We start from the raw sequence: 17,254 nt of genomic DNA, 5'->3' as shown, positions 1-17,254 counted from the left end.
GCCTCAGCGGCAAAAGTATTGCCTCAGAGGCAAAAGTGCCGAACGGTATCAGCCGGGCAGCCCCCAGGGCGCCGATCCGCCGTTCGCCGGCACGTCACGCGGGCCGGGATGCGCGCGATGACCGCGCGGGGTCACCAGCGCCGTCTCGCCCCGCCGGAGCTCCACCGCGATGCGGCCCGCGCCGACCCGGCGCCAGCGCGGCCGGCGGCCGTCCTCGACCCGTACGTCCAGTTCGCCCTCCATCCCGTGGTCCAGCACGAGCGGGGACCCGGCCTCGCTGTGGACCCGTACCCAGTTCGTACGGCCGCGGCTGCGGTCGGCGTCCACGAGGAACGCGCCCTGGGTGCGCAGCGACGCGAACGAGGCGTCGGACCAGCGCTCAGAAACGGACGGGAACACCTTGACCACGCCGCCATGGCTCTGCACCGCCATGTCCAGCAGCGACTGCGCGGCGGTCAGCGGGGTCTCCAGCGCGAAGTTCCTGCCCTCCCGGTACATCGTGTTCGGCAGCAGCTCGGTATCCGCGACGATGTTGCGGTCGGTGAAGAACGTCAGGAAGTCCAGGGCCTGTTCGGGGGCGTCCATCACCGAGCACATGGACGAGGCCGCCGCGAAGCTGTAGCCGTGCCACGCGCCGCGCATGCTCGTCCAGTGGTCGAACGTCCGCCGCATCAGCGCGCGGTCGGCGCTCCGCTCCCAGGTGGACTCGCGCAGCGGGTAGAGCCAGAGCAGATGCGAGAAGTGCCGGTGCGAGTCGGCGAGCGGCACCCCCGCGCCGATCATGACCCCGTCCTCGGGGTCCCGCGCGTACGGCACGAGGCGCTCGGTGATCGCGCGCCACTGCTTCGCGCGCGGGTCCGGGATCCGCAGCAGCCGCGCGGACTCCAGCAGGGTGGCGGCGCCCCAGCGGATGAGTGAGAGGTCGTACGTGCAGTCCGCGGCGTTCGCGTACTCCGGCGAGCGCGTCATCGGCAGGTGCAGCTTGCCGTCGGGGCCCTCGTGGAGGAAGCGGGCGTAGTAGTTGACAGCCTTCGCCAGGATGGGGAAGAGGACGTCGCGCAGCGCGCGGCGGTCCATGGAGTGCCGGTAGGCGAGCCAGACGTTGTGCAGGCCCCAGGTGAGGTTGCCGAAGTTGTCGGAGATGTGGTCCGTGCCGGGTACGCCCACGGTCCACGCGCCGGGGCGTAGCTGCCAGTCGGAGGGGTGGCCGAGCGCGTAACTGCGCCCGTCGCGGTACTCCTCGGGCACCGACAGTTCCAGGTTCTTCTCGAAGCGGCGGAACGCCCCGGTGACCGCGTCGAGTTCGAGGTGGTTGGAGCCGTATATGGGCCAACTGGCTATCTGCACATTGAGGTTCCACCACAGCGCGGTCCAGTTGTTGCCCACCGCGGGGAACCACGGGCCCCACTCGGACAGCGCCGGGCCGTCCGCGCGCGTCGCGGACGCCAGCTTGTAGAGCTGGATCAGATAGAAGCTCTGGAGCCGCTTGTCGGGCACGGACAGGAAGCTGCGCCGGAAGTAGCGGTGCCACCAGTCACGGTGACTGGCAATCAGCTCGTCCGGGTCGGCCGCGAGCACGTGGGCGACCTCGCGTACGGCTCGGCGGGTCGTCTCCGCCGTGTCGCCCGGGAACCGGTGCGCGAGGTGCGCGGCGAGCAGCCGGCCCGTGCCGGTGCGGCGCTCGCGCCAGGCGGTGGTCCAGCCGCCGCCGGCGAGCAGCGGCTGCTCGACGTAGTGCGCGGCGCCGGCCGTTCCGACGCTCGGGTCGGGGTTGGGCGTGTACCCGGTGCGGTCGTCGGTGTTGCGGGTGGTCGCCGCGGTCAGCCAGTCGAACGTCCAGGCCGCGGCCTCCTCGCCGGGGCTCGGGCTGGTGGAGATCAGCAGCGTGGAGCGGGAGTTGTGGACGAGCGCGGAGAACCGCAGGCTGCCGCGGGTGGTGGTGACCGTGCCGCGCAGCTCGGCGTCCCACAGGTCCAGCGTCCAGTCGACGGCGGTGATCTCGCCGGCCAGGGTGAGCGTGAAGGAGCCGATGGGCAGGCGCGCGTAGCCGGTACCGGCCCGCCACCGGCCGCGTTCGTCCTGCGCCTGGGTGTGGCTGATCATCACGGTGAGCGTGCGGGGGCGCTCACCCCGGTAGACCTGGCAGCCGAGAAATCCGTTGGCGAGGAAGGGGCCCTCCCGCCAGCTCGCGGGCAGCGTCCGCCAGCGCATGGCCGCGGCGCGCACGGCGCTCTCGTGCACATCCTTGTACGAGCCTCCGGCGGCGTGGTCCCCGGCGCCCGGCGCGGCCCAGGCCGTGCCCGCGCCCGTGGTCCCGACACCGGCGGCGACGCCGAGCGCCGTGCCGAGGGCGGTGCCGACAAAGGATCTGCGAGGAAGTCCGGTCACGTATCTGCCTCCAGTTCGCGATGCTGAACCTTTTTGGCATCGTGCCGCCCGAGTGCGCCTCACGCCTAGACCTCCGACGTCTCCGGTTTTCCTGTGAACAGCTGGGAAACATCGATTACTTGGCATTGACATGTCCCGGTCTACGCGCGTCATGCTGGGGGGCATGCGAATCCCCCCACGCGTCACCCGTCTCGGCGTCGTCGCCGCCCTGGCCTCGGCCCTCTTCGTCTCCTCGCCCGCGATCGCGGCCACTTCGGCGGCCGCCCCCACGGCGGTCACCCCCACGACCGTCGCCGCGCCGGCGCCCGTAGCGGCCCCGGCGGCCCACCCCATCTCCGTGAAGTCGGTCGGGACCGTCTGCTACAAGGCGCTGCCGGGCCAGGTCCACGACACCCTCGACCTGATCAAGGCCGGCGGCCCCTTCCCCTACCCGAAGGACGGGACCGTCTTCTCCAACCGCGAGGGCGTGCTGCCGAAGCAGTCCAACGGCTACTACCACGAGTACACCGTCATCACGCCGGGCTCGCCCGACCGGGGCGCGCGCCGCATCGTCGCCGGTGAGAAGAAGCAAGAGGACTACTACACCTCCGACCACTACCGCAGCTTCAACAAGGTCGACTACGGCTGCTGATCTCCCGTCAGACGTGTGGCGGCCGTTTCGGAATTCTGTTCGCGAAGCGGCCGCCGTCGCGTGTGACGCCGCGCGCCGCGCCGGGTGAACTGGGGTCGTTCCGTGACTCTTGACGCTCCATAACCTCATGAGTTAAATCAAGGCGTGAATTAAGTCCATGAATCACGTCCGTGAAGTGAGCGCGGATCAGGACCTCGGCGTGGCGTTGTGCACCGCATGGCCTGTCAGGTGCATGGCAAGGCGGCCGGGGTCGCCGCCCTGCCGAGGAGCCCGCCGTGACGTACCGACCCGCAACTCCACCCCACCGGAGACGGGCGTGGTCACTCACGGCCGTACCGGCGGCGGTGGCCATGGCCTGCGCGGCGCTGCTGCCGACGCCCGCCGCCACAGCCGCGCCCGCCGCCACAGCCGCGCCCGCGTCGCCTGCCGCGCCCGCGGCATCCGTTTCCGGGGCCGCCGCGCCCGAGTCTGCCGTTCCCAAGGACGCCACTCCCGCGCCCGAGGCCGCCGCTCCCGAGGCCGCCGCGCCCGCGCCCGAAGCGCCCGCACCCGCCCCCGCCCGACCGCCCGGCACCCCGGACCTCGGCCCCAACGTGAGCGTCTTCGACCCCTCGATGCCGCGGGCGACCGTACAGGCCAAGCTCAACAAGGTCTTCTCGCGGCAGGAGAGCAGCCAGTTCGGCGGCGCGCGCCAGGCGCTGCTCTTCAAGCCCGGCTCGTACGACGTCGATGCCAACGTCGGCTTCTACACCCAGGTCGCCGGGCTCGGCCTCTCGCCCGACGACGTCACCATCAAGGGCGCGGTGCACGCGGAGGCCGACTGGTTCCGGGGCAACGCCACCCAGAACTTCTGGCGCAGCGCCGAGAACCTGTCCGTCACCCCCGCCTCGGGCGCCGACCGGTGGGCCGTGTCGCAGGCCGCGCCGTACCGCCGGATGCACGTCCGCGGCGATCTGCGGCTGGACGACGGCGGCTGGGCGAGCGGCGGGTTCATGGCCGACTCCAAGATCGACGGGAAGGTGCTGCCCGGCACGCAGCAGCAGTGGATCTCCCGCAACACCGAGTGGGGCGGCTGGACGGGCGCCAACTGGAACATGGTGTTCGTCGGAGCGCGGAACGCGCCCGCGGGCGCCTTCCCCAACCCCGCGTACACCAGGGTCGACCGCACCCCCGTCGTTCGCGAGAAGCCCTTCCTCTACGTCGACCGGGCCGGCGCCTACCGGGTCTTCGTGCCCGCGCTGCGCACCGGAACGCAGGGCACCACGTGGGCGGGCGGCGCGCAAGCCGGTTCGTCCCTGCCGCTGAGCCGGTTCTTCGTCGTCAAGCCGGGGGCCACCGCCGCCGACATCGACGCGGCGCTCGCGCAGGGCAAGAACCTGCTGGTCACGCCGGGCGTCTACCACCTCGACCGGACGATCCGGGTCACCCGGCCCGACACGGTGGTGCTGGGGCTGGGCCTGGCGACCCTCGTCCCCGACCGCGGCGTCACCGCGGTGTCCGTCGGCGACGTCGACGGAGTGAAGATCGCGGGCCTGCTCATCGACGCGGGCCCGGTCGAGTCGCCCGTCCTGATGGAGGTCGGGCCGGCCGGCTCCGCCGAGCGCCACACGGCGAACCCGACGTCGCTGCACGACGTGTTCTTCAGGATCGGCGGCGCGGGCGTCGGCAAGGCGGCCAGGAGCCTGGTCGTGGGCAGCTCCGATGTCATCGGCGATCACCTGTGGCTGTGGCGGGCCGACCACGGCGACGGCGTCGGCTGGAAGACCAACACCGCCGCGAACGGCCTCATCGTGAACGGCGCCGACGTCACCATGTACGGGCTCTTCGTCGAGCACTACCAGAAACACCAGACCGTCTGGAACGGCAACGGCGGCCGCACGTACTTCTTCCAGAACGAGATGCCGTACGACCCGCCGGACCAGGGCGCGTGGATGAACGGCGGTACCAAGGGCTACGCCGCCTACAAGGTGGCCGACTCCGTCACCCGCCATGAGGCGTGGGGGCTGGGCAGTTACTGCTTCTTCAACGTGAACCCCGCCGTCGCCGCGGAGCACTCCTTCGAGGTTCCACGGGCGCCGGGCGTCAGGTTCCACGACATGGTGACGGTGTCGCTGGGGGGCACCGGCACGATCAAACACATCATCAACGGCACCGGTGGTCCCTCGAATTCCTCGCGCAGTGTGGCGACCCTGGTCAACTACCCCTGACCACAGGGTGTTTCGGATGCGTACACCTCACGCGCACGCCGCCTGACGCGAACAGGTCGTCTACAGCCTCTCGGCAGTGGTGACCTGGCGTAGCGTCAGGCGGCGTGCGCGATGGCCTATTCGGTGGCTCATTTGATGGCTCCGGCGGTGAGGCCGGTGACGAGGTAGCGCTGGAGGAGCAGGAACCCGGCGACCACCGGCACGCTGACGACCAGTGAGGCGGCCATCACCTGGTTCCAGTAGACATCGGTCTGGGTCGCGTAGCCCTGGAGCCCGACGGCGAGGGTCCGGGTGGTGTCGTTGGTCATGACCGACGCGAACAGGACCTCGCCCCAGGCCGTCATGAAGGCGTAGACGCAGACGGCGACGATGCCGGGCACCGCGGCCGGCACGACGACGCGCAGCAGCGCGCCGAGCGGCCCGCAGCCGTCGACGAGCGCCGCCTCGTCGAGGTCGCGGGGGATGGAGTCGAAGTAGCCGATGAGCATCCAGATGGCGAAGGGGAGCGAGAAGGTCAGATAGGTGAGGATCAGCCCGCCGCGCGACCCGTACAGCGCGATCCCCGTGGTGTTGCCGATGCCGACGAAGATCAGGAAGAGCGGGAGCAGGAAGAGGATGCCCGGGAACATCTGGGTGGAGAGCACCGTGACGGAGAAGAAGCGGCGGCCCGCGAAGCGGTAGCGGCTTATCGCGTAGGCCGCGAAGACCGCGACCACCACCGCGCACAGCGTCGAGGAGACCGCCACGATCAGGGAGTTGAGGAAGTAGTGCGCGAGCGGCACGGTGTGCCAGATGTCGAGGTACGGGCGCGCGGTGAAGCCGCTCGGAATCCAGCTGAACGCGCCCTGCACGTCCCTCAGCGGCTTGAGCGAGCTGCTCAGCATCACATAGACGGGGGTGAGCGCGAAGACGGCGAGCAGCGTGAGGATGATCCGCCGGGTCCACAGGAACGAGGGGGGCGGGGCGCTCGGGGAACGGCGGCGCACGGTGTCGGGGGAGCGGCGCCGGACGGCGTACGGGGAGCGGTCTCGCACGGTGCTCGGCGGGCGGTACTGCGCGGTGTCACCCATCGGTTTCCTTTCTGCCGCGCGCGGTGGCCAGCAGATACCCGGCCGTCACCACGAGGAGGAACAGCAGGAGCAGTACGGACATGGCGGCGCCGGAGCCGAAGTTCCAGGTGACGAACGACGACTGGTAGATGTGGATGGAGACCAGGTCCGCGGGTTCGGGGGCGGACTTGCCGAAGAGCACGTACGGCGTGTTGAAGTCGTTGAAGGTCCACAGGAACAGGACAAGGACCAGGACCTGGTTGACGGGGCGGAGCGAGGGCATGGTGATCCGGCGGATCTGCTGCCAGACGCCCGCGCCGTCCATGGCCGCCGCCTCGTACAGCTCGCGCGGGATGTTCTGGAGTCCGGCAGTCAGGATGAGGAACGCGAACGGCCAGGACCGCCAGACGGACACGGTCACCAGAGCGGCGAAGCTGTTGTCGCCGATCAGCCAGAACGGCGGGGTGCCGAGGATGCCGAGCTGGTCGTGCAGGACGTGGTTCACCAGGCCCGTATCGCGCTGGAACATGAACGACCAGGTGATGACGGCCGCGTAGACGGGCAGCGCGTACGGGATGAGGAAGGCGGTCCGCAGCAGGCCCCGGCCGCGGAATCGGTCCTGCATCAGGACGGCCGCGGCCGTGCCGAGCAGCCAGGCCAGGCCGACGGCGAGGGCGGTGAAGCAGCAGGTGATCCAGAAGGAGTGCAGCAGGGCCGCGCCGACGGGGGCGTCGAAGTCGACGGCGACGCGGAAGTTGCCGAGCCCGGCCCAGGGCGCGGTGGTCCAGTCGCGCAGATACTGCTGGGTGAGGGCCTTGAACGCCATGACGACGCCGACGCCCATGGGGACGAGGTGGATGAGGAGTTCGAGGATGAGCGCCGGCAGCAGGAGGAGGTAGGGCAGGCCGATGCGGCGCAGACGGGCGGCCGCGGGGCGGCTCCGGACCCGGCTCACCGCGGGGGCATCTGCTGCTGGGCCTTGGCGAGGCGCTCCTTGACGCTCGCCTCGCCGACCTCGTGGCCGGCGGCGGCGTCGGCGAGCAGCTCCTTCATCGCCGTGCCGACGAGCGTCTCGAACTGGTTCTCCTCGGGCACCATGGGCAGCGGCGCGGCGCTCTTGGCCAGCGTCTCGCGGAGCACGGTGAGATCGGGCGTGGCGAACGCCTTGTCGCGCTGGGCCTCCTTGACCGGGGGGAGCGCGCCGAAACTGCTGTTGATTTTCTTCTGCTCCTCGGTCGAGGTCATGAACTTCACGAATTTCAGTGCGCCGTCGTGGTTGTCGGTGTTCTTGAATACGGCGAGATTGATGCCGGCGACCATCGAGTTGACGCCTCTGCCGCCGGTGGCGCCCTTGGTCCGTACGGGCACGGGCGCCACTCCGTAGTCTTTCGGGGTCATGTCGTGGGCCTTGAGGGCGCCCGCCGCGGACTGCCACATCAGCATGGCCGCCTTTCCGGCGGCGAAATCGCGTACGCACCGCTGGGTGGCGTATTCGGCATTTCCCGGGGCCACGATCCCGTCCTTGGCGAGGAGATCGACGAACTGCTTCACGGCCGCGACCGCTCCGGGCGAGTCGAAGCGGGGCCTTCCGGAGCTGTCGAAGAAATCCGCGCCGTGCTGTTTGCCGAGTACGAAGGCGTGGTGGGAGTTCTCGGAGTAACTGGCGCCCTCGATCGCGAGCCCCCAGCGGCCGTGCCCGGTGAGTTTTCTGCCGTCGGCCACCAATTCGTCCCAGGTGGCGGGCGGGGCGTCGATACCGGCCTGTTTGAAGAGTTTCTTGTTGTAGTAGAGGCCGTAGGCGAGGGAGTAGAGCGGCACGGCCGCCGGATCCTTGCCGGCCGCGCCGGTGGCGGCGAGCGCCGAGGGCACGAACCTGTCCTTGCCGCCGATGGCTTTGAACGCCGCGTCGTCGAAGGGCAGCAGCGCGCCCCCGGCCTGGAGCGAGGCGGACCAGGTGTTGCCGATGTTGAGGACGTCGGGGCCCTGGCCGGAGATGGTGGCCGCGAGTACGCGGTTGAGGAGGTCGCTCCAGGGGATCACTTCGAGTTTGACGGTGATGCCCGTGCGCCGCTGGAACTTCTTGAGCTCGGGGGCCAGCACCCGCTTGTCCTCTTCGACGGTCGCGCCCTGATTGCTGGCCCAGTACGTCAGCTGCTCGGGGTTGTCGTTGCTGCTGCCGCCGCCTCCCGCGGAGCCGCCGCCGCAGCCGGTGGCGGCGGTGGAGGCGAGGGCCGCGGCGAGGGTGGCGGCGGCGGTGGCCCGGATTCTGCGCATGGTCGGTGGCCCCTCTCAAGGGTGGTTGGGTCCGGTGTCCGATGGCATCGCTTTTTCAAGAGCCGCATTTCGTGAGCCGAATGGTTCCGTTCCTCTTCGGTGTCCCTTTCGTGCCTTAATTCAAACCGTGAGTTAAGTAGTGAGAGAAGGTCGCGTCAAGACTCCGCGCGGCGATATGTTCAGGCCAGGGAGGAAGTCACGATGAGTGAACGCAACCAGCGCACGGTTCGCGACCTACGCCGCGGCAGCAGGTCCGCCGTGCTGCGCCGGCTGTACTTCGAGGGCCCGCTGAGCAGACAGGAGCTCGGACCGGCCACCGGCCTCAGCTCCGGTTCGATCACCAACGTCGTCGGCGAACTCCTCGCGGACGGCCTCGTCGAGGAAGCCGGCTCCGTCGGCTCGGACGGCGGCCGCCCCCGTACGCTCCTGCGCGTCGCGCCCCGCAGCGGCTGTCTCATCGGCGTGGACGTGGGGGAGACCCGGATCCGGGTGGGACTCTTCGACCTCGCCCTGCGCCAGATATCCCGTACGGATCGCCCCCTGGACGGTCACGGGGACGGACAGGGCAAGGGTCACGGACAGGGCCAGGGCCACGGAGACGGCAAGGGCCATGGTCACGACGTCGGCCTCGTCGTCCAGCTGATCCTCGATGGGCTCTCCACGGTCCTCGGCGAGGTGCCGGACCACGCCGGGGCGGTGCTGGGCGTCGGCATCGGTGTCCCCGGCATCGTCGAGTACGGCACCACCGAGGACCACCCGGCCGAGGACCGCGCCACCGAGGGCGACACCGACACCACGGACGGGCCCAACGGCCCACGGGCAGCGGGGAGTTCAGGCGGTTCCGGGCTCGTGCGCGGCCCCGGCCCCGGCCCCGGCCCCGTAAGCGGTGCAGGCCCCGGCCTGGGGCCCGTACGCGGCGGCGCCGTGGTGCACGGCCAGACCATCGGCTGGGACGCGGTCCCCCTCGAAGCGCTGCTGCGCCGCTCCACCGACCTCCCCCTCCACATCGACAACGGCGCGAAGACCCTCGGCCAGGCCGAGCTGTGGTTCGGCGCGGGCCGCGGCGCCCGCAACGCCGTCATCGCGCTGCTCGGCTCCGGCGTCGGCGCGTGCGTGGTCGCGGACGGCAGCCCGTACGCCGGCGCGGGCGAATGGGGGCACACGACCCTCCAGGTCGGCGGGCGGCGCTGCCGCTGCGGCGCGCGCGGCTGCCTGGAGGCGTACGCCGGGGCCGGGGCGATCCTGGAGCGCTGGCGCGAGGCGGGCGGCGCGCCCCCCGGCGGCTTCGGCGGCCACACCGAGGAGAGCGCACTGGCCGCACTGCTCGCCGCCGCGGACGCCGACGACCTCACCGCCGTCCGACTGCTCGAAGAGACCGCCGAGTACCTCGGCGCCGGCATCGCCGATCTGATCAACCTCTTCAGCCCGGAACGCATCGTGCTCGGCGGCTGGGCCGGACTCCTGCTCGGCCCCCGGCTGCTGCCCGACGTACGGGTGGTGGCCGCCGCCCACGCCCTGCGCCATCCCCACGAACGCGCCACCATCGAACTCGGCCGGGCCGGGCCCGACGCCGTCACCCTGGGCGCCGCTACGCTCCCTCTCGCACGCCTTCTCGCAACCGGCGGCTCCCCCCGGGGTCCGATTGTCAGAAGCTCCCGATAGCGTTTCGGTAGAAACGGCGATCGGGGAGGCACTCGGTGACATCAGGAGCATCGGTGACAAACGCGCCCGAGGCGGTCACCTGTGGAGAGGCGATGCTGCTCATGCTCGCCGAGCCAGGCGTCCCTCTGGAACGGGCCGTGCGCTTTCGGCGCTCCGTCGCGGGCGCCGAGTCCAATGTGGCGACCGGCCTCGCCCGGCTCGGGCACCGCACACGCTGGATCGGCAGGCTCGGCACGGACCCGGCGGGCGAGGCGGTCCTGCGCGAACTGCGCGCCGACGGCGTGGACGTCGGCTACGTGGACCTGGACGAGACCGCCCCCACGGGCCTGCTGCTGCGCGACAGCCACCCGCACCGCGCCATAGACGTGCAGTACTACCGCGCCGGCTCGGCCGCCGCCCAGCTCGCGCCCGAGCACATCCGCCCCGAGGCGCTCGAAGGCGCCCGGCTGATGCACATATCCGGCATCACCCCGATGCTCTCGCCGACCGCCGCTGCCGCCACCCAGCGCCTCATCGAACTCGCGCGCGCCGCCGGGGCCCTGGTCTCCTTCGACCCCAACGTGCGGCGCAAGCTGGGCGGCGCCGCCCAGTGGGCGCAGATCGTCGGCCCGCTGCTGGCCGAGGCCGACCTGGTGCTGGCCGGCGACAGCGAGTTGGAGACGCTCACCGGCCGGTCCGCCGACGAGGCCGCCGCCGACCTGCTCGGGGGCCGGGCCCGTACGGTCGTGATCAAGCGCGCCGACCACTCGGCCACCGCCGTCACCGCCGAGGGCCGGTGGGACCGGCCGCCTTATGAGGTGCCGGTCACCGATCCGGTGGGCGCGGGCGACGCCTTCGCGGCCGGCTACCTCTCCGGCGTGCTGCGCGGGCTGCCCGAGCCCCGCGCGCTCGCCGAGGCCGCCTGCGTCGCGGCGCTCTCCGTGCAGAGTGCCACCGACACCGAGGGGCTGCCCACCGCGGCGGCCCGCGACCGGGCGCTCGCCGCCTTCACCGACGGCACGGACGCCGTGCACCGCTGACCGCTCACCGCGCCACCGCGGGCGTCCAGAACCGACCACCTATAGGCACTCAGATCAAGAAGGGCGGCGAAACTGCCGTGTACCGCTGGGAGATCACCCAGGCCGCGCTCGCGCAACGGGTCTTCGCCATCATCCGCAGTGACAGCTACGACCACGCGACGGCGACGGCGGACACCCTGCTCTCCGCGGGTATCACCAGTCTGGAGATCTCGCTGACGACGCCGTTCGCCCTGGAGTCCGTCACCACCCTGACCCGCGAGGTCGGCGACGACGTCATGATCGGCGCGGGCACGGTGCTGGACGCCCCCGCCGCCCGGATGGCCATCGACGCGGGCGCCCGCTTCCTGGTCTCCCCGGGCCTCGACGCCGAGGTCATCCGCACCGGCCATCGGTACGGCATCCCCGTCTTCCCCGGCGTCGCCACGCCCACCGAGATCGTCACCGCCATGGAACTGGGCGCGGACGCCCTCAAACTCTTCCCCGCCTCCGCCTACGGCCCCCGCTGGATCAAGGACGTACGGGCCGCACTACCGCAGGCCGCGCTGCTGCCCACCGGGGGCGTGACCCTCGAAAACGCCCCGGAGTGGATAGCGGCCGGGGCCGTGGCCTGCGGCATGGGCACGGCTCTCTCCGAGGGTGACCGCGACGCCGTGGCCAAGCGCGCGTCGGACCTGCTGGCCCGCTTGGCGGACGTCGAGATTCCGTAAGGAGTCGGAGAAGGGGCTGGAGAAGGGTCTGGAGGAGGGGCGAAGAGGGCCGAAGGAAGGCCGAGGGACAGCCCCGGCACTGCGGCCTGGACCGCTACCACGGCACGGGCTCGCCGTGGCGGTCCAGGAATTGCAGGCCGGGGCGCCGGCGAGGTACGTACGGCCTGCGCACCGTTCTCACGCCCTGGCTCCTGAAGAACCGCTCCGCGCGGCATCCTCGGCCACGGACAGCGCCGTGCGGACCAGCGCCGCCGTGGCCGTCGAACGCGACTGCTGCGGCCAGGCGATGGCGAGGACCACGGGCGGTGTGTTCGGGACCGGGCGGTAGACGACGCCGGGGCGCGGGTAGCGGGTGGCGATGGAGGAGGGCAGCAAGGGGGTGGGGCCGCCCAAGGCCACGAGGGTGAGGAGCTGGGCAAGGTCGCGGCCTGCCGTGCGGGTCTTGTGGACGAAGCCGGGCAGCTCCTCGGGGAGCAGGCCGAGGTCGGCGAGGGTCAGGTGGTCCTGGGCGGCGAGCGGGTGGGTGGCGGCGATGGCCGCGACGCACGGTTCGGCGGTCAGCGCCTCGCTGTCCAGGCCCGTACGGTCGAACGGCTCGTGGACCAGGGCCGCGTCGGCTTCCCCGCGGCGCAGGAGGTGCGCCTGTTCGTGCCAGCCGCACAGCCGGACGGCGACCGGTACGGCCTCGGGCTCCGACGCGAAGCGCGTCAGGATCGGCTCCAGCAGCCCCGCGTCCCCGTCGGCCTTGACGGCCAGGATCAGCTTCGGCTCCGGGGCCGCTGCCCGCTGGGCCCGCCGTTCGGCGGCCTGGAGGGCGTCCAGGGCGATCTTCGCCTCCGTGAGCAGCACCGTTCCGGCCGGGGTCAGCGCCACGCTGTGGGTGCTCCGCTCGAAGAGCGTGACGCCCATCTCCGTCTCCAACTGGCGGATCGCTCGGGAGAGGGGCGGCGGTGAGATCCCCAGCCGCTCGGCGGCGCGGGCGAAGTTGAGCTCCTCGGCGACGGCGACGAAGTAGCGCAGCGGTCGGGACTCCACATCCTCACCCTTCTGGTCGGCCTCCGCGGCGCGGCGGCGGCACGGTATTGCCCTGAGGGTAACAAGAGGGAGCGGATGGGACCTTCTGTTCGGGACGCCCGTACAGCAGGCTCGGTGACATCCCCGCCGCACACTCGTCGGCGCGGGTGTTCCTCAGCGGTTCTCCCGCACCCCTCAGCAGCGGTTCTCCCGCATCCTTCAGTGGAGTTGTTCATGATCGTCGTCACCACCCCGACCGGCCAGATCGGCCGGGAGGTCCTCGACCGCCTCCTCGACGCCAAGAGGCGCGCGAACGCCGCCGGTGCCGGGAAAGGCACGAGCGGCACGGCCGGAATCCGGGTGATCGTCCGCGACCCCGCGCGCCTCCCCGCCCATGTGCGAGAGAACGTCGAGGTCGTACAGGGGTCGCACGCCGACCCCGGCACGCTGAAGAAGGCGTGCGAGGGGGCCGACCGCGTGTTCTGGCTGGTTCCCCCGACGCCCGGGGCTCCCAGTGTGGAGGGACACTTCCGCGACTTCACCGAGCCGCTGCGCGAGGTGACCGGCGCGCAGGGCGGCGGCGTCGAGCGGATCGTCGGCGTCTCCACCCTGGGCCGCGGCGTGGCGAAGAACGCCGGCATCATCTCGGCCTCCCTCGCCATGGACGAGGCGATCGCCGAGATGGGCGTGCACTACCGGGCGCTCTGCGCCCCGTTCCTGCTGGAAAACCTGCTGGGCCAGACCGAATTGATCCGAGACGCGGGCCTGCTGGCCCTGCCGGGGGACGGCATCCTGCGGACCTGCACCACCCGCGACATCGCCGCCATGGCGGTCCGGCTGCTCCTCGACGACTCCTGGACCGGGTGCGAGGACGTACCGCTGGCCGGGCCTGACGACCTGTCGCCACAGGACATGGTCCGGATCGTCTCCGAGGTGCTGGACCGGCCGATCCGCCTCCAGCCGGTCGACGGCCCGGCCTACCAGGAGCGGCTGCTGGGCTTCGGGGCGAGCGAGGGCTGGGCGCAGGGTGCCGCCGACATGATGACGGCCCTGAACGAGCAGGGCTTCTACGGCGCCGCCCAGCCGAGCACCCCTGACGCCACGCCCACCGGCTTCCGTCAGTGGTGCGAGGAGGTTCTCAAGCCGGCCGTCCTCGGCTAGCTAGCGGCCACTCCCTCGTGCCCGCGCCGAACGGCCCAGGCGGTGGGACGATGGGGCAGCGGGGCGATAGCGCAGCGGGACTGAGAGCGAGAAACAAAGGGCGGTTCCGGTCGAACCGACTGGAACCGCCCTTGTTGCCAGCGGTATTGAGGAAATCTGGGAACGATCGTGATCCGTCCGGGCGTTACTCCGGTGATATCCCGTCGAATGGGGGTCCCCGTGACAACCGAAGCAACTGAAATCATCGACCTGTCAGCGATGGGCGAGGACTTCGTGCGCAATCCGTACCCCGTCTACGCCGAGCTGCGCGAGCGCGGTCCTGTGCACCGCGTGACGCTCGACGACGGCATCCCGGCCTGGCTCGTCGTCGGCTATGACGAGGTGCGCGCCACGCTCGGCGACGACCGCCTGTCCAAGCGGCTGGAGAACGCCTCCGAGAGCACCGCCCTCGGATTCGAGCCGCTCGGCTCCCATATGCTCAACACCGACCGGCCGGACCACACCCGGCTGCGCAAGCTCGTGGTGCGGGCGTTCACCCCGCGCCGCGTGGCGGCGCTGGAACCGCGGGTGCAGCAGCTCACCGACGACCTCCTCGACGCGATGGTGGCCGACGGCGCGCGCGGCGCGGACCTCGTCGACGCCCTCTCCTTCCCGCTGCCGATGAGCGTCATCTGCGAACTCCTCGGCGTGCCCTACGAGGACCGCGAGGAGTTCCGCACCTGGTCGAACATCGTGGTCGGGCCCGCGCCGTACGAGGAGAAGGGCGCGGCCATGGAAGAGGTCCGCGCGTACCTCGACCGGCTGATCGTCAGGAAGCGCGACGAGATCGGCGACGATCTGCTGAGCGACCTGATCCGGGCCATCGACGAGGACGGTGACCGGCTCTCCCACGACGAACTGCTCGCCACGGCCTGGCTGTTGCTCGTCGCGGGGCATGAGACCACCGTCAACCTGATATCCAACGGGGTCCTCGCCCTGCTCCGCCACCCCGGCCAACTGGCCGATCTGCGAGCCGACTTCTCGCTCCTGGACAACGCTGTCGAGGAGATGCTGCGCTACGACGGCCCGGTCGAGACCTCCACGTTCCGCTTCACCGTGGAACCCGTGGAGATCGGCGGCGTCCTGATACCGGGCGGCGGCGAGGTGGTTCTGGCGACGATCGCCGACGCGGATGCGGACTCGGGCCGCTTCACCGAGCCCGAGCGGTTCGACATACGCCGTGACGCGCGCGGCCACCTGGCCTTCGGCCACGGCATCCACTACTGCCTCGGCGCTCCGCTCGCCCGCCTGGAGGCGCGCGTCGCCATCCGCTCGCTCCTGGAGCGCTGCCCCGACCTCGCGCTCGACGCCCACCCGGCGGCGCTGGCCTACCGCGAGGGCATGCTCATCCGGGGGCCGCACCGGCTGCCGGTGAGTTTCTGACCCCGGGCGCCGTGGGCCCCTGAGGCGGGCCCTTCAAGCGGCCCCTGAAACGGGCCCCGGACATGGCCCCTGGCCCGTACGCGACACGTTCTTCTCCGCGGCTCGCCGCTCTGCCACGCTGAGCGCGTTGATCACGCACATCGCTGAACCGGTGTGCGTACGAGCGCCAAGGAGAAGCCGTGCGACGTGCCGTCACCCTGTCCGCCCTCGCCGCCGTACTCGCCGCGACCGCGGCGGGTGCGGCCCTCGCCGCCGGGTCCGGGACGGCCGCCCGGCCGGAAGCGCGGCACGGATCGCTGCTCGACGCCGTGCCGCGGCGCGGGGTGCTGCGCGTCTGCACCACGGGCGACTACGCGCCGTTCAGCCGACTCGACGCGCGGACGCACACCTACCGGGGCATCGACGTCGAGATGGCCGGCCAGCTGGCCGAGAGCCTCGATGCCAAGCCGGAGTTCGTGGCCACGACCTGGGCGAAGCTGGTCGACGACCTGTCGGCCGGGCGCTGCGACATCGGTATGGGCGGCGTCTCCATCACGCCGGCCCGTGCCCGTAAGGCGTATTTCGGCGAGCCCTACCTCACCGACGGCAAGACGCCGGTCGTGCGCTGCGAGGACAAGGACGCGTACCGGACGCTGCGGCAGATCGACCGGCCGGGCGTGCGGGTGATCGTCAACCCTGGCGGTACCAACGAGCAGTTCGCCCGCGCGCACATCAAGCACGCCGCCCTCACCGTTCACCCGGACAACACCACGATCTTCGACGAGATCGTCGCCGGCCGCGCCGATGTGATGATGACGGACGCGAGCGAGACCCGGTACCAGGCCAAGCTCCATCCCGAACTGTGCTCGGTCCACCCGGAGAAGCCCTTCTCCTTCTCCGAGAAGGCGTACGCGCTGCCGCGCGGGGACGAGCAGTTCAAGCGCTACGTCGACCAGTGGGTCCATCTGGCCACCCACGACGGCACTTTCGCCAAGATCCAGGAGGAGTGGATGAAATGACGGCCGCCGGGTGATCGGGGAGGGAGCGCGTACGGCCAGCGCCCGCGTACATGCCAGCGCCCGCGTACGTCCAGTGCTCGCGTACACGCCAGTGCCCGCGTACGGCCAGTGCCCGCCTGCCGTCAGTGCACGCGCACCGTCTGCGCGGGCGAGACGGAGCCCGCCGACGGGTGCGTGTCGCGCGGCCCGGACAGGACGTAGAGCACGCCCCGGAACTGGAAGGTCCCCCGGTGCCGCCCCGTGAGCCGGGCGTCGACGCGGGCCCGGTGCGCGGTGGTCTTGCCGCACTTCACATTCCGCCAGCGGCCGTGATAGCCCGAGCGCCCCTGCACACAGGCCCGCAGATACCGGCCGCGGTCGCCGCTCTCCGAGCCGCTGACGCGGGTTCCGAACATGTGCCCCACCCGCACTATGTGCTGGGGTATCCGGATCTCGGTGCCGCCCTTGGCGAACGCCGGGGCGGCGGGGAGCGCCACCGCGAGGATCGCGCCGAGAGCGCTCACGACGGCCAGGTGCGCCGCGCGCCGATTCATGCCGTTCATCACGTCAGTCCTTCCGGGTCGCCCCGCCCGGGCCGGGGTGACCACGGACGCGATCATTAGACACCCCGCTTCGCCGCCGTCCCAAGGCGCTGGGCCACCCCGGTCCTATTTGTCCGGACAATCAGACCTCAGGACTTCCCGTCATCAGTTCATCCGGCTAGGCTCCCTGCGTGGCGAAGG

14 protein-coding genes are annotated in these 17,254 nt (G+C 71.2%); 8 read left to right on the top strand and 6 right to left on the bottom strand.

Translation table 11 applies throughout. The annotated features are described in order from the left end of the window. Window positions 1-48: 48 nt before the first annotated feature. Entirely contained in the window at window positions 49-2,388 is a 2,340-nt protein-coding gene (locus AC07AB_RS07380; RefSeq protein WP_478561433.1) for a glycosyl hydrolase family 95 catalytic domain-containing protein, read from the bottom strand. Window positions 2,389-2,551: 163 nt separating this feature from the next. On the opposite strand from AC07AB_RS07380, the gene AC07AB_RS07375 reads away from it, so the two are divergent. Next, window positions 2,552-3,019 carry a guanyl-specific ribonuclease gene (locus AC07AB_RS07375; RefSeq protein ID WP_478561430.1) on the top strand — a complete coding sequence of 156 codons (468 nt, stop codon included), beginning with the start codon at window positions 2,552-2,554 and terminating at the stop codon, window positions 3,017-3,019. 350 nt (window positions 3,020-3,369) lie between these two features. Continuing rightward, window positions 3,370-5,226, top strand: a complete 1,857-nt coding sequence (locus AC07AB_RS07370; protein WP_478561613.1) for a coagulation factor 5/8 type domain-containing protein — start codon at window positions 3,370-3,372, stop codon at window positions 5,224-5,226. Window positions 5,227-5,354: 128 nt separating this feature from the next. On the opposite strand, the gene AC07AB_RS07365 is transcribed toward AC07AB_RS07370, so the two are convergent. Genes AC07AB_RS07365 through AC07AB_RS07355 form a run of 3 tightly spaced genes read right to left on the bottom strand, consistent with a single transcriptional unit; the run spans window position 5,355 to window position 8,549 of the window. Further along, on the bottom strand, window positions 5,355-6,296 hold the full coding sequence (locus AC07AB_RS07365) for a carbohydrate ABC transporter permease (protein WP_478561427.1): 942 nt from the start codon (window positions 6,294-6,296) through the stop codon (window positions 5,355-5,357). Beyond that, window positions 6,289-7,230, bottom strand: coding sequence for a carbohydrate ABC transporter permease (locus AC07AB_RS07360; protein WP_478561424.1), 942 nt, complete (start codon window positions 7,228-7,230; stop codon window positions 6,289-6,291). The genes AC07AB_RS07365 and AC07AB_RS07360 overlap by 8 nt, the downstream gene beginning before the upstream one ends. After that, on the bottom strand, window positions 7,227-8,549 hold the full coding sequence (locus tag AC07AB_RS07355; protein ID WP_478561421.1) for an ABC transporter substrate-binding protein: 1,323 nt from the start codon (window positions 8,547-8,549) through the stop codon (window positions 7,227-7,229). The genes AC07AB_RS07360 and AC07AB_RS07355 overlap by 4 nt, the downstream gene beginning before the upstream one ends. A gap of 201 nt (window positions 8,550-8,750) precedes the next feature. On the opposite strand from AC07AB_RS07355, the gene AC07AB_RS07350 reads away from it, so the two are divergent. The 3 genes from AC07AB_RS07350 (at window position 8,751) to AC07AB_RS07340 (ending at window position 11,937) form a co-directional block, all read left to right on the top strand. After that, window positions 8,751-10,211, top strand: a complete 1,461-nt coding sequence (locus tag AC07AB_RS07350; RefSeq protein WP_478561418.1) for an ROK family transcriptional regulator — start codon at window positions 8,751-8,753, stop codon at window positions 10,209-10,211. Window positions 10,212-10,303: 92 nt separating this feature from the next. Further along, a complete protein-coding gene (locus AC07AB_RS07345; protein ID WP_478561610.1) occupies window positions 10,304-11,230 on the top strand; it encodes a sugar kinase in 927 nt (308 codons plus the stop codon). 77 nt (window positions 11,231-11,307) lie between these two features. After that, window positions 11,308-11,937, top strand: a complete 630-nt coding sequence (locus AC07AB_RS07340) for a bifunctional 4-hydroxy-2-oxoglutarate aldolase/2-dehydro-3-deoxy-phosphogluconate aldolase (RefSeq protein WP_478561415.1) — start codon at window positions 11,308-11,310, stop codon at window positions 11,935-11,937. Between the two features lie 177 nt (window positions 11,938-12,114). Here AC07AB_RS07340 and AC07AB_RS07335 read toward each other — a convergent pair whose 3' ends face one another. Next, entirely contained in the window at window positions 12,115-12,972 is an 858-nt protein-coding gene (locus tag AC07AB_RS07335; protein ID WP_478561412.1) for a LysR family transcriptional regulator, read from the bottom strand. A gap of 213 nt (window positions 12,973-13,185) precedes the next feature. Here AC07AB_RS07335 and AC07AB_RS07330 point away from each other — a divergent pair, with 213 nt between their 5' ends. From AC07AB_RS07330 to AC07AB_RS07320, 3 genes are all read left to right on the top strand, one after another. Next, a complete protein-coding gene (locus AC07AB_RS07330; protein WP_478561410.1) occupies window positions 13,186-14,112 on the top strand; it encodes an NAD(P)H-binding protein in 927 nt (308 codons plus the stop codon). A 258-nt stretch (window positions 14,113-14,370) separates the two neighbouring features. Then, window positions 14,371-15,534, top strand: coding sequence for a cytochrome P450 family protein (locus AC07AB_RS07325; RefSeq protein WP_478561607.1), 1,164 nt, complete (start codon window positions 14,371-14,373; stop codon window positions 15,532-15,534). 179 nt (window positions 15,535-15,713) lie between these two features. Further along, window positions 15,714-16,532 (top strand): transporter substrate-binding domain-containing protein, encoded by an 819-nt coding sequence (locus tag AC07AB_RS07320; RefSeq protein WP_478561407.1) that lies wholly within the window; start codon window positions 15,714-15,716, stop codon window positions 16,530-16,532. Window positions 16,533-16,654: 122 nt separating this feature from the next. On the opposite strand, the gene AC07AB_RS07315 is transcribed toward AC07AB_RS07320, so the two are convergent. Beyond that, on the bottom strand, window positions 16,655-17,074 hold the full coding sequence (locus AC07AB_RS07315) for a hypothetical protein (RefSeq protein ID WP_478561404.1): 420 nt from the start codon (window positions 17,072-17,074) through the stop codon (window positions 16,655-16,657). Between the last annotated feature and the right edge of the window lie 180 nt (window positions 17,075-17,254).

The organism is Streptomyces sp. NPDC044033, assembly GCF_056434425.1.
Note: the sequence above shows the minus strand (reverse complement) of the source record. Positions and strands in the feature narration are given on the sequence as shown.

Excerpts from the sequence above, each read along its gene's own strand:
- AC07AB_RS07375 (WP_478561430.1), top strand. The coding sequence starts at position 2,552 with ATGCGAATCCCCCCACGCGTCACCCGTCTCGGCGTCGTCGCCGCCCTG.
- AC07AB_RS07370 (WP_478561613.1), top strand. The coding sequence starts at position 3,370 with ATGGCCTGCGCGGCGCTGCTGCCGACGCCCGCCGCCACAGCCGCGCCC.
- AC07AB_RS07365 (WP_478561427.1), bottom strand. The coding sequence starts at position 6,296 with ATGGGTGACACCGCGCAGTACCGCCCGCCGAGCACCGTGCGAGACCGC.
- AC07AB_RS07355 (WP_478561421.1), bottom strand. The coding sequence starts at position 8,549 with ATGCGCAGAATCCGGGCCACCGCCGCCGCCACCCTCGCCGCGGCCCTC.
- AC07AB_RS07350 (WP_478561418.1), top strand. The coding sequence starts at position 8,751 with ATGAGTGAACGCAACCAGCGCACGGTTCGCGACCTACGCCGCGGCAGC.
- AC07AB_RS07345 (WP_478561610.1), top strand. The coding sequence starts at position 10,304 with ATGCTGCTCATGCTCGCCGAGCCAGGCGTCCCTCTGGAACGGGCCGTG.
- AC07AB_RS07330 (WP_478561410.1), top strand. The coding sequence starts at position 13,186 with ATGATCGTCGTCACCACCCCGACCGGCCAGATCGGCCGGGAGGTCCTC.
- AC07AB_RS07325 (WP_478561607.1), top strand. The coding sequence starts at position 14,371 with ATGGGCGAGGACTTCGTGCGCAATCCGTACCCCGTCTACGCCGAGCTG.
- AC07AB_RS07315 (WP_478561404.1), bottom strand. The coding sequence starts at position 17,074 with ATGAACGGCATGAATCGGCGCGCGGCGCACCTGGCCGTCGTGAGCGCT.